The organism is Candidatus Cloacimonadota bacterium, from assembly GCA_016932035.1.
Taxonomy (GTDB): Bacteria; Cloacimonadota; Cloacimonadia; order JGIOTU-2; family JGIOTU-2; genus Celaenobacter.
This window is the reverse complement of record JAFGDR010000040.1, coordinates 16,950-30,060: the sequence shown is the minus strand read 5'-3', so window position 1 is coordinate 30,060 and position 13,111 is coordinate 16,950. Positions and strand designations below refer to the sequence as shown.

The following is a 13,111-nucleotide window of genomic DNA, read 5'->3' as shown; positions in this document are numbered from 1 at the left end:
AAGAAGCATATTATACTTCGTTTTCACCCGGGAGAGGAACATGTTCCCTTTCACAAATTTCTTCCAGCCGTGAGACTGACCATCGAACACGATAATTAAAGAAATAACCATACGGTTTCCTGAGCATTTCGATCAAATAAAGGGTGTCTTCGTCAGTGTTATCAGGATGGGCTTTTTTTATTGCATCAAAATTTTTATGGACGAGTTTGAGGGTAATAAAGATCATCGCATTACCGATTTTCAGTTTGATTTGACCCAGACCATCCCGCAATATTTGCTTTCGAGCACGGTTTACCTCCCGCTCACCAACCTTATTAAGAACGTTTGTATATTTTTCAAACAGCACATATTCATTCAACATAAATGAGATCATACCTTCGGGAAATGCTTTCCAGAATGCAACGGGATGTTCGAGACAAAGGAACCTGCCAAGCATAAACGAGCCGGCTGTATATCCTTTAATGTTTTTTTTCTGACAGATTGGGATAATGTTTTTAAACAGTAAAATCTTTCTATCTAAAGATAGTAATTGATAGAGTTTATGCTGATCCTGGTGACTGCCAAGTTCACTTTGCAAAAGCTGGTCGATATAAATGTCCTGATTTGAATCGAACCATGTGTTCATGAAATTTTCAGCTTTTTCAGGTTCTTTCGAGAGACTGGTTCGAACAAGTTTTGCTATTTCATCAAGCTTTACGATCTTTTCGACTTGTAAATTTTCTATAATTTGATTATATACCTTGAAAGCTTTAGCCATGTTGGTGAAAACCCGCTTTTCTTTTATTTTCATTTCCAGTTTTTCACCATCGAGATATCTCTGGAACCGTGCCGGAGTGAATTTTGCCTTACCAATAAAAATTTTTTGTCTCTTACTTGAGATTGTAATCCAATCACCTTCAGATATTGCCATCCCTTCCTGATTTATTAATGTGTTTCTTTCGAGCCTTACACCGAATTTTTCAAGATTCAGGAATGCAGGTACTCCGTAACCACGACAAGCAGTAACAACATGGATTGCTGCAGGGGTCAGGCTGATTATTGCGTCGACTTCTGCCATAACGAGAGTATCTGCAGGGACAAAGCTTTCCTGGCAAATACAGACTTTTTCACCACGTTTCTTTGCTTCAAAAGCTTTTGCAGCAGAGAAATATGCGCGTGCTGAAACTGCAGTTCGTGGTAGGATTGATACACCATTGCAGAAAAATTTAAGCGTTTTAAATGATGGATCGTCAATTCTGTCAGAGAAAATTTGTGTGAGATGATAGGGTTTTATAAGCTCAACAACGCGTTCGGCATCGATAATATTGTGCTTATAGAGATCTATTGAGGATAGTAGTGTTGCTCTTCCTGTAAGTTCAGATGCATTGAGTTGTAAAATGGCAAAGAGAAATGCATTTCCATATGATTCGGCTGCGAATTCGACTGTAACAGGTGAACGCATCTTTTTTTCAAGCTCTCTTAGAAGCGGTTCAAAATGATAGACTGCCGGAAATTTTTCTTTAATCGAAGGACGATCGAAAAACTCATTATCTTCTGTTTCAATAAGACCGGTCATGATTTCTTCACCAAAAATATTTGGGAGACTCTCGACCTGAATGCCAAGACCTGTTCGCGCATGGCGGCTGTAGATAACTCCAGGATAGGATTTATTCCCTCTAACAGTCCAGACCATTTTTTGCAGGATTATAGACGGATACTTCTCACCTTTTAAAACAAATGTGTGCAGAAGATCCTGATTGCTTTTAAAATAGTGATAAGCTCTCTTAAGAAAGAAACAAACCTGGTAAAAAGCATCATGAAGGAGATGCTCATCCTGGAGAGCTATCAGATTATAATGAAATTCAATCTCTTCATCGATACCCTCGCTTCCAATGCTCTCTTCCAGTTCATACTTTCCGAAAAGGTTTAATTCCAGGGTTCGCAGGTTGCTCAAGTAGATCCTTTTTGCAACCGATTCTCCAAGAATATTACAAAGACCACTATAATTCTCAGGCGTAACACCAACATTAAGAAATGTAGGCATTAAACCAGGGATATATGAAGGCATTGCCGAACGCATAGCAATAATGAGCGGACTTTCTTCTGAGCCAAATTTCTGAGATATCATGTGCTCAAGATTTGTGATCGCATCAAAGATGTACTTTTCTCTTTTTTCCGGGGATTCAAAATATGTTTTTGAGCTGAGAATACAAAAATCCGGAACGGGATATCCTTCCTGAATAAGATGAAGAAGATTATTTCCTTTGTGGCTGATCAGGTCGATATCATACATCTGTGAAGAACATGAGGGGATGACATATTCGTTTTCAACAAAGGTCATCTGCTGAAGTTCAAGAACTTCTTTATGAATGAAATCTTCAATATCTGAAGTTAGTTCATTTGCTTTTACTGTATTCTTTCGGGCTTCAATAATAGTTTCGAGGATTTTTTTTCTTTTTGTCCGTGGATTCATCGAAAAATAAATACTCTCACGCGGCGGCAGTTGGAATGTTCCCTTCTCTCCATTGGTGAGTTCATAATCTATTTCGACAGGCAGGAATCCAGGCAGCGTACAGTTGTTTTTCTTGTGGTTCCCCTCAATGAAATGTTTTATTACATTGAAGTTTAGGTAGTTTCCCCGATATTGAAAATTTTTTAACACGCTACTCCTAACCCGCACCGACAAAGCCGAAACTTATTAAAATCTTATCTATCTCAAATATCAAAAAATAATCGTGTATGATGTTCCTTTGTTTTTATTAAGACTCAATGTACCGCCAAGTTGTGTGACAAGGTCCTGGATAAGCTGGAGTCCCAACGATGATTGTCCCGCTTCTTCGAGTTTTTCTGTGAATCCCACACCATCATCCTCGATCGTGAGTTTGTTTTTGCCATCCTTGGTTTTCTTCATTGAAATACGAACCGTACCGGTCATATTCCCGGGGAAGGCATGTTTAAAAATATTGGTCAGCAACTCGTTACAGAGCAATCCGCAGGGTACGGCCTGGTTAAGATCGAGTGTAATTGGTTCGATCTCGAGTTTACATTGTATTTTTTCATCAGCAAGCCCGGTTGAATTGAACAGTGTTCTAAAAAGCTCTTCAATATATTCACCGAAGTCGATATCTACAAAATTCTCTGATTCATATAGTTTTTCATGAATGATAGCCATGGAACGAATTCGATTCTCAATCACCTTGAATCGGCTAACGATTTCTTCATCTTCGATGTACATTGACTGAAGGTGCAGCAAGCTGATGATGATCTGCATGTTGTTTTTTACGCGATGGTGGATTTCCTGCAGCATAACAACTTTTTCTGCCAGGGATTTCTCAAGTTCATGCTGAGATTTCTTGATGTCGGTAATGTCAGTAAAGACTGAGAATGAACCAGCATATTCATCTTCTTCGAAAATTGGACGTGCATTAACAAGAAGAAATTTTATTGCCCCCGTATACGTCTGGCAGCGAATCTCATATCTATCTCTTATTCCCTCTTTTCTTCTCTGTGTTTGAAATAAGAGGTGTTCAATGTCATCTTTCAAGGTGACATTTTTAAGATTGGTCCCAATCAATTCTTCGTAGGGAATATCAAATATTATGCCTGTTGCCTGGTTAGCAAAGAGGATATTCTCGTCAGCATCAACTAGCATCATACCCTCCTCCATCGTCTCAATAAGATTGCGGTATTTCTCTTCACTCTTCTGCAGTTCATTGAAAATTGCTTTTTGTTCAGTATTGTCTCTTTGTATTGCTACATAAAAAAGCACATTTCCATCTTTATCAAAAATAGGGAATGAAGACATATCGATGAATACTTCCCGATTGTCTGACGTTCTCATATAGGTCTCTGCACGATAGAATTCATATTCGAGAAGTGCATCTTTCATCTCATGAAAATTGTCATCGCCCATATAGACGGCAGGGGTCTTTCCTGCGAGGTCTTCGTTTGAGTATCCAAAAAGCTTTCTGTGTGTTGGATTTTGCTCGTAGAATGTAAAGTCAGGTTTGATGATCTCAATACCGTCTGTAGAGTAATAGAATACTTCCCTGAACAAACGAAGATTCTCTTCTGCCTGTGTTCTTTTTGCTATGAGGCTGTTTGCAGAATGAGCAATAGATTGAAATTCGGAGAAGTGCACTTGCTCCGGCTCTATCTGAACATTCTCGTTCTCTGCTTTCTGGAAGAAAGACATAAACGTCTTAAAATTCCTTTTGAGTCTTACCGTAACGTAGATCGAAGTATTAGCTATGATTACAATGATAAAGGCAAGGAGTGCAACCAGTTTCATGATGTGGTTGTTGATGCGTTGTCTCAGGATCAATTTTTCCTGAGCAATAAGCGATTCAATATTGTCGAGATATATCCCCGCTCCGATGATCCATTTCCACTGGGGGATTCCTGTTATATATGATATTTTGGGATAAAGATTTTCATCTTCGAGCTTATTCCACTGATACTCCAGATAACCCTCACCTTCTGTATCGATTATTCTCTTTTCCTCCTGTATGATCTTCACACCTGCCGGATCGGTTAAATCCCAGATATTATCAGAGCCAAGTGTGATCTTTCCATTAGAAAACAAGGATTCTCCATCATATGTAACCCCGAAAATATATCCATCATCACCAAATCTAATATTAGCCAGATGTTCGATTATTGAATACTTCAATTCGTCCATGTAACTTTCAAGATAATCACCGGTAGCGATGATCCAATCAAAAGGCTCAAAGTATCTCACAAATGATACTTTGAGATATGGTTTTCGAGACGGATCATTAGGAATTATGCGGTAATATTCAACAAATCCTTCATTTTGATTTTTAGCAACCTTGATGAACTCCCTCACAAAATAAAAACCCTTAACATCCTTTTGATTTAGCCGATTGATACCTTCTGCTTCAAGTGGATTGTTAGCCATGTCGGACTGTAGGAGTAATGCCTTCCCATCTCCGGTTGTAACCGAGTAATATCCTCGCCCGGTATTATACTTAAATGGGCGCAATACCGAGATGAGCAGTTCTTTAAGTTCGGATTCCGGCATCGTAAATTTATATTCATCATAAAGATACTCAAGTATTTGATATCCTTGATAGAGTTGTTCCTTGATATGGGATTTCAACTCATTCCTCGATTCCTTGATGCGGAAATTTATATAATTAACGGAGCTTTGAACTTCATATTTAATGATCTGTTTGTTGGTGTTAATAAATTCATCACGGATCTTGGTATTCGATTCAGAGAACTGTGTATATTCCTGTGTGATAAGATAATATCCAAGCATTGTAACAGAGAGGGTGGTGACCACAACCATGCTAAGGATAAAGAGGGTCGATACGCTTCGGGCTTTTTTCTTCATAGGATTTATAGTTAATGTTCAAAGTGGAATGTTAGGTAAACATGTCCTTTTTCAATTTTTGAATGAGTGGAATCTGCATTTGTTGCAATCAGATATCCTGCCAGCTCAATTGCTGCATTTTCCTGGGTCATTAATATCTCTTTCGAAGGTCTCTTTGCAGGGAAGAGCATTTGTTTTCCGGCATATTCTATAGTTACATCCAGGTTAAATTCATCGAAACTTACATTCATAATAACATCTTGCGAGGTTAACCCGAGTTCAGGTGCGGATTCCATAAACTCATTCATTACTGTGATTGCTTTAAAAATAACATTTGGTCGTGCTCCCCATGAACTGCCAGCTTTCTGCATGAATGCATAAATTTTATCTGAAGATTCCTTGCCGGCGGTAAGAGCAATTGAGACCTTTTTCTTTATTCCTATCCTCATAAGAAGATTCAGTACAACTGCGGTGACTGCTCCGAAAGAAAGTGAAGAATGAAATATCGGGCTGAGCCAGGAATGTACATCTTTATATGCCAATGGGATCATATCTGCACTCAGGCCGAAAATGAGAGATATTCCCACAACAAATATTTTTCGGGAGTCGAGCATTCGGCTCATCACTATCTGGAATCCTGAGATGATCATAAAGCCGATCGCATAGATGAGAGTTGCTCCCATTACTGGTTTGGGCATGATTATAAAAATATTTGCAAGTTTGGGTAAGAAGCCCAGAAAAATGAGTATGATACCAGTGCTGTAAGCAATTACCCGGCTGGTAGCACCGGTTGCAATCGATAATCCAACATTGGTCGATGAAGTTGATTGACCGAAACCTCCTAAGATTCCGGGGAGTACTCCACCTAAACCATCTGCAAGAATGCCTTTGGAAATGGATTTCATCTCAGGACGTTTCCAGTTTGCATCATTTATCTTCTGGCATGTAGTCAGGTCACCGACCGTCTTGAGGGCAGAGCATAGAGCAGCTATGGTAAAAGGTATAATCATTCTCGGATCAAATGCCCACGTGAGATCTTTAAGGTAAGGAAAGTTAACGAGCTTTGACTGGTGAATTTTTTGAAAATCTGCCGGTGTAAAGAGTCCAAATACATAAGCGAGAACATATCCTGAAGCCATCCCGATCAATGCACTGTAGAGACGGAGTTTGCCCTTGCTGAATACATTGAGTCCGATCATCAAAAGAAGCGTTGTAATACCTACAATGATTTCAGGTGTAGTAACAATGGTATCAGTTTCACTCAAACCAACAAAACTCTTGATTGCCAAAGGTATGATCGTAACACCGACCATTGCAACGATTGTACCCGTTACCTCGGTGGGGAATAAAACTCTGAGTTTATGCATTACCCGTGAGAAGATCGACTCAACAATACCAACAAACCCTGTCATGCCGAACAGGAGTGGCAGTCCTCCACCAGAAATTGCCATAAATGATGCTTGCATATATGATGGCCCACACACTGAAGGACAGAGATATCCTGATCCAACCGGTCCCTTCTTCAATGCCTGTAATATGGTCACAATGCCGCTGCATATCATCGTAATACTCACAAAGCCACTTGCTGTGCGTGGATCGATCTCAGCACCGAGATGTCTGACGATCATAACAGGAAAGATCATCGCGATAAAGATGACAAAAACATGTTGCAAACCCAGAAATAATGTAGTAAAAGGTGGTGGCTTTTCATTTACGCCATAGATAAGATTATCAGGTTTTTTTATCATGCGTTCCTCTTTATTTCACAAGATCTGTTTCGCACTTCACGCAATCTTTTCCAAGTTTTTTACCCATGTAAAGTGCCTGATCTGCCTGGTTAATGGTGTCCTCTATTGATCTGTTTTCATGATAGACGCTTAAGCCGATTGTTATCGTAATATGGATACTCTTTCCAAGGAATTTGAATTCTTTTGACTTTATCCGTGACCTGATCTTTTCCGCAAGGACCAAGCCGCCTGCTGCCTCTGTTTGAGGAAGCAGCAGCAGGAATTCTTCGCCACCCCAACGGGCAACAGTATCCTGTTTGCGGACATTCATGCACATTATATTTGCAAGGGTTTTTAGAACTTCATCTCCCGCATCATGTCCAAACGTATCGTTTATGACTTTAAAATCATCAATATCACAGATCATTATTGTGAAGGACTGTTCACTTCTGCCGTATCGTCTTTTTTCATACCTGATCTTCTCAATAACATCCCTGCGGTTAGAAAGTTGCGTAAGGGGATCGGTTCGTGAAAGGAGCTCGAGTTTCTTGTTTGCTTCACGGATTTCTTCTTCTGCTTTTTTTCTGCTGGTTATATCGCGTGCGATTGCCTGGAAACCAATAATCTTATCATTTTCTAAAAGCAAAGAAGTATTCTGTCCAAGCCATGTTTTTTCATTGTTTTTCTTAATAATCTCAAATTCATGATACGTATTCTGCGTTTTCTTTAAGTACTGTCTCTGGAAGAAATGTTTTAAGGCAGTTCGGTTCTCCGGCTGCACAATATCGAGAGTTCTTTTTCCTACTATTTCATCTGACGGCATCCCAAATATTTTTTCTCCAACAGTGTTGATATACGTTATTACTCCCTCCAGATCGAATCTATAAATTATGTCATGTACATTTTCGATGAGTTCTCGATACCGTTCTTCACTTTTTTTCAGTGCTTCTTGGGCTGCTTTTTTGTCTGAAATATCACGGTATATCCCATAAACTGCCAGCTGACCTCCCCCAAAAATAATTGGTGTACCAAGGATAGAAACATCGACCGGCGTACCGTTCTTGTGCCAGCGCACACTTTCGAGGGCAACCGTTTCTCCTTTCGCGATTTTTCCTGTGACCTTTTTTGCCTCTTTTCCATATTCGCCGCGAGTAAGAAGTTCATCGATCTTTTTATTTTGTGCTTCCTCAATTGTATATCCAAAAGTTCTGGTAAATTCCTCATTCATTCGTAGAATTCTGCTTTCATTATCGATGAGCACAATAGCCTCTGGAGCATTCTCAAAAAGCTGCTCAAAATAAGCTCTCTCAACTCGCTGTGCATCCTCGACACGTTTATGGGAAATAGCTATTGCCATCTGCTCTGAAACGAACTCCAGAATTTCCAGATCGTCTTTTGTATAAAGATTTTCATCATCATAACTTTGTACTGCAACAACACCGATAACTTCTTTCTCTATGCGCAACGGCACCCCGAGCCAGATCTTTGATGGTGAACCGATACTTTCTATCAAACCTTTCTTTGTCATCTCTTTGTTCAATTCCTGGTCAACAAGCATGGATTTATTATCCTTAATTACATATCCTGTAAGTGTCTTACCTGCAGGGAACGTTGTGAACTTATCTTCCTGATCGATGATATAAGGAAGAGAGATCGTATCGTTTTTCTTATCATACAGAGCCACATAAAAATTCTTCGTGTCGATGATTTCACCGAGATATTCTTGAATTGATTCAAACAGTTCCTGGATATTATTTGTAGAATTAACGGCATTTGAAATGTTATACAGTGTATTTTGAATCCGTTGCGCTTTATTGAGCACGGTGATGTCCCGAAAAACAAAAACAAAACCGGATATCTTACCTGTTTTGCCAATAATTGGAGATATACTTCCCTCGATTATTTTAGATAATTCCTTGTTGTCAATAAGCGTTGCTGATGGGATCTTAACAATTTCTTTTATTCGTGAAGGATTATCAATTATTTTGCATAGATCTTTAATTTTATCAGCACCTGAAAACTTGAAGACTTCTTTTAAGGGCTTGCCTATAACCTCTTGAGTAGACCATCCGGTAATGCTTTCTCCAATATTATTTATATAAAGAACATTTCCCTTTTTATCTGTTGTGATAATACCGTCACTGATACTCTGGAGCGTTGTCTGCAGCAGTTGTTCATTCTGGCGGTTTATCTGTTCGAGTGTATGGCGTTCGATCGCAATCTCGATGCTTGCCAATAATTCCTTTTTTTGAAATGGCTTGATAATATACCCATACGGAGTGGTCTCTTTTGCGCGCTTCAGCGTTTCATCATCAGAATATGACGTCGTGAAGATGATCGGAACATCAACCTCTTCGAGGATCTGTCGCGCTGCTTCAATGCCATCAATCTTACCGGCAAGGACTATATCCATGAGTATAAGATCAGGATGTTTTTCCACAGTTGTCTTGATTGCTTTTTCACCAGAAGGGCAAATGTCTATGATATTATAATCAAGACTGCGAAGCATTACCTCGGTATTTTTTGCAACAATTATCTCATCCTCTACTATGAGCACGCTTGTTTTCGCCATATCAACTCTTTACTGGTTCGAGAAATGTTGGTACGTTCATTTCAAGATCATAATGTAAATTATTCCAAGATATATTTCTTCATACATGACAGGTTCGATGATGAAAATTGCACGATCTCCCTCAAGCAGGTCTTTTTCAACCACAACAGGTTCTTGATTCTCGACTAATTCCATAAAAGCTTCATTTCGTTCGTCGAATCCCTCTCTGCTTTCCCGGTAGTTATAATTCGTTAGCGAATGTTCGGGAGGAATACCGAATCGTCCAACCATTGATGTATCAGTCCATTGGATGCTGTATATATATGGATAATCATCATAAAAATTCCGGAAACATTCTTTGATCTTGTCGTCATTCTGTGTAAGAAGTGCCGCGTGAAGGTCATCGCGCTGAAGGAATTCACGAAGTTTTTTCTGAATATATCGAATGGACTCCTTCGAACCTTTAAGAGCTTCAGCTCCGGAAAGTTGAGATGTGAGAACAAGTTTCCATTGCATGTCATAAAGCCCAGTTGTCTCCCAGAAACACTGCTTTTCGACTGCTTCTTTCATAGTGTCAGACAGGAACGTATATGAGCCAATGCCGGTTTCGTTTTCGATAATTTCGTGTCCAAGGGCTCGTAAATTTCCATAAGGTTTATACATGTCATCACTAAAAAGATTTCTGCCGATCTCTTCTTTATTTCGGTCGTAAAGGATCACACCATCTTTTTGCATTACCCAAACATTTACCGGTACTCCTTTTATTATGGGTTTTATGATATCCACGAGCATTGAATCAGGGCGGATGAGCATGCTGAGCGAGCCGATGAAATCCCGTCCGCTTGACATGATCGGATATTCAATATCGACAGCCTGAAAACCCTCAACAGCATTAAATGCCTTGCTCATGACGGGTAGATGTGTCTGCTGAACCTTTTGAACCTGTTCCTGGTCATGAATGTCCGATCCTTCAAAGGATTTGAAATTTTCCGGTTCTACAATGATCATAATACCAGTTGTGTCTACAATACAGCAGTCAACAATAAACGGATGGCTTTCTACAAGCTTATTCAATATTGCACGAGTTGTTTCGCTTGCAACACCCTGTTTAGCGATTTCTTGTGCTGAAGCTGAGAAATCCCTATCTGCTGAATCGAGAGCGTCTTGAACGTTCTCCTTTATCTTGTTCAGTACGATCGAACGAGCTTTTTCTGAAGGGGTCATGCCTTCCCCTGGACGTAATACTTTTCTCAGGATTATAATCGAAACAGCAATTATAATGAGTACAACAATGACGGGAATAATCTTTTTCATGGTATCTTATTCGGGCGGATAATAACCACAGCCAACAACAAGAGTTTCTCCATCTACCAGTGCTTTTTTAACAAAAACTCTCTTAAGAGATGGTTCTGTCTGTCCTGGTTTTGGCCACATATAGTCATTCCAGCAATAGTCTCGATTTTGTAAAATTTTGATTTCATCTTTAACAAAGAACTGATCATCCGCATCGCGGAGTTCCATGATATTCGTTCCTTCTAATTCGGGGAATGCTGCATTGAATATTTCGTTACCCTGCATATCTTTTATAAAGATATAACAATCCATGAACCTGTAAGGTCCTGAAATACTTCGTAGTTCTTCTAATGCTGCTATACCTTTTTCTTGCAGGAGTTCAGCTGCCTGATTAACATTATAGACTACAAATGCTTTATCAATCGGCATTTCATACAATCCGCTTCCAATAAGATATTCATTGCCTGATGGTGAAACGGCTTTTTTCAGAAAAGTGCTTTTCCAAATTGGTTTGTCGCTGTCAGGTTTGGGCCATTGATAGTGTACCCACCCCTCACCAGATTTACCTGTTACTGCTTCGACAAATAATTTTCCAATGGGTTTGTTGTTGATGTCTTTGAGATCAAGCATATTCTTTCCCTCTCCTGAAGGATCGGGAGGATAAACATATCTCATACCATCCAAACCCCATACAAAAACATAGAGATCACCGTGATCCCATTCGCTGCCTTTGATCCTGAATTGCTGAAATCCTTCCTCGCCGTATTCTTCAATGAGATCAACGGCTCTGTTCACAAAGTTAACAAGATTCTCGGTATCTTTGTAATCATATTGTGAAGGAGTGCTTGTGCACGAAAGTAGTAAAAGGAGTGAAATGAGGAGCACAGTAGAATTACTATTGAAAATCTTAATCATGTAAACTCCATTAAGTGTAGTAATTGCAGGGACTCGATTCGTGAAAATCTGTCAAGAATTTTGAAAATATCGACATCAAAGAATCAATTGAATAATCTCAAACAAAAAATATCAAAATTTAGTTCTATTTTGTTGGAGTAATATCTTGGATATCCTGTTTTTTGTTATAATCAAGAGGAATGCGAATGATGCTATCTCCAATATCCGAGAAGTCTATTTTGTGAAGAAATAGTGCTCGGACCCGCCTATTATGCTGGGTATGATAATTGAGAACATGGTTTGATAGATCCCACGCTGTTGTCCAAATCGTTGAACTGCGCATACCTTGCAGGTTACTCGACTTATCAGAACCTTCTGCAGCACCAAGTGGTAAATTAAAATTATCAAGTATTCTAAATATTTCGTACACTGTTTCTTCTGATGTTTCGGTAGGTCTGGCAGTTTGCGTCCAGGCAACAGCACGTACAAATCGTGAAGGAGGTGTATTATCACCAGGCAAGCCGATCATGCCGCTTCCTGCACCCATCGGAGCAAAATCAAGATCATTAATTTTTTTATTAGGGAATGAAACTGGAGATAGGTTGATATAATTTCGCAAATTCATCATATGCCAATCATACGTAGGATCATTTGTAATTACCCCGAGAGGATTATCAAAGATTTTCATGTTACCATCACAGAACTCGATAGTTATGGAATTACCTTCAGGATCCGTAACCATCCAATGAGCGTACATAGGAATACCAAGTTCCTCTTGAATAACAGCAACAACTCGAACTTTTTCCATTCCCTGACGAACTTCATCAATTGTTGCAAATAGAGAAAGAATATAATTCGTCACGTCCACCGCTGTGATAGTAATATCTGCCATGTCTTTATTGTAAGTTGGATAGCTTGCAAACCCATTATGATAGAATAATCCTGCAACTAAACCTTTTTCATTCATGCCGTCTGCAATAAAATTTTGTCCCATCATATCAAGTCCCACGAAACCATACTTTGCACTCCACTTTTTACCATTATTACCGTCTGGAGTGAGACCTTTGAACAAATAACCCTTTGGAACGATCATGATTTGTGACTGCAAATCAAATTTTCCCCACTCCATCGTACGACCATATACAACTCCCTTATCGTTTGCGGTCAATCTAATTCCCGTGCATGCAAAAGCAGGTACTGAAATGTTTCCACACAAAATCATAAATCCCAGAATTACAGTGATAAATTTTTTCCTGTTTAAATTCATTGCTTTCTCCTTCGGTTGAATTTGTTCACCGAATTTTCTATCATTTTACTATGGTCAATATG

7 protein-coding genes are annotated in these 13,111 nt (G+C 39.3%); all 7 read right to left on the bottom strand.

The genetic code is table 11. The annotated features are described in order from the left end of the window. Nucleotides 1-10 precede the first annotated feature (10 nt). A complete protein-coding gene (locus JW794_07175) occupies nucleotides 11-2,641 on the bottom strand; it encodes a hypothetical protein (protein MBN2017889.1) in 2,631 nt (876 codons plus the stop codon). Nucleotides 2,642-2,701: 60 nt separating this feature from the next. Next, nucleotides 2,702-5,338 (bottom strand): cache domain-containing protein, encoded by a 2,637-nt coding sequence (locus JW794_07170; GenBank protein ID MBN2017888.1) that lies wholly within the window; start codon nucleotides 5,336-5,338, stop codon nucleotides 2,702-2,704. An 11-nt stretch (nucleotides 5,339-5,349) separates the two neighbouring features. Continuing rightward, nucleotides 5,350-7,065: a purine/pyrimidine permease gene (locus JW794_07165; protein MBN2017887.1), complete on the bottom strand. Its 1,716-nt coding sequence runs from the start codon at nucleotides 7,063-7,065 to the stop codon at nucleotides 5,350-5,352. Nucleotides 7,066-7,075: 10 nt separating this feature from the next. Beyond that, the gene (locus tag JW794_07160; GenBank protein MBN2017886.1) at nucleotides 7,076-9,616 is read right to left on the bottom strand and encodes a PAS domain S-box protein; all 2,541 of its coding nucleotides are present in this window, start codon (nucleotides 9,614-9,616) and stop codon (nucleotides 7,076-7,078) included. A 36-nt stretch (nucleotides 9,617-9,652) separates the two neighbouring features. Then, entirely contained in the window at nucleotides 9,653-10,909 is a 1,257-nt protein-coding gene (locus JW794_07155) for a cache domain-containing protein (GenBank protein ID MBN2017885.1), read from the bottom strand. A 6-nt stretch (nucleotides 10,910-10,915) separates the two neighbouring features. Next, a complete protein-coding gene (locus tag JW794_07150; GenBank protein MBN2017884.1) occupies nucleotides 10,916-11,803 on the bottom strand; it encodes a cache domain-containing protein in 888 nt (295 codons plus the stop codon). A gap of 124 nt (nucleotides 11,804-11,927) precedes the next feature. Beyond that, complete coding sequence (locus JW794_07145; GenBank protein ID MBN2017883.1) at nucleotides 11,928-13,049, bottom strand: choloylglycine hydrolase family protein; 1,122 nt, start codon at nucleotides 13,047-13,049, stop codon at nucleotides 11,928-11,930. Between the last annotated feature and the right edge of the window lie 62 nt (nucleotides 13,050-13,111).